Genomic DNA, 243 nt, shown 5'->3' with positions numbered 1-243 from the left:
CATAGCTACTATGGAGCCAATAAGACCAAACGCTTTACCCCTATTTTCCTTTGGAATATAGCGCGCAACTACAACCATCACGAGTGATGGAAATGCAGCTGCACCAGCTCCTTGAATAAATCGAGCCAGAATAAGTATGGGAAAAAAAGAATGTCCAACAAACCCAATTACCGATCCGAAGCAATTTATTATAATCCCAAATAGGAGTAACCTTTTAATGCCTAGCTGATCAGATAGCTTTCC

The 243-nt window shown here is 40.7% G+C and carries 1 protein-coding gene; it reads right to left on the bottom strand.

The window, feature by feature from the left end; translation table 11 throughout:
* Positions 1 to 243: MFS transporter (locus tag AWV70_RS22390; RefSeq protein ID WP_153010106.1), on the bottom strand; the 243-nt coding region annotated here is incomplete at both ends.

The sequence above is a fragment of the Sporosarcina koreensis genome (genome assembly GCF_001531445.1).
GTDB classification, from domain to species: Bacteria; Bacillota; Bacilli; order Bacillales_A; family Planococcaceae; genus Sporosarcina; species Sporosarcina koreensis_C.
Note: the sequence above shows the minus strand (reverse complement) of the source record. Positions and strands in the feature narration are given on the sequence as shown.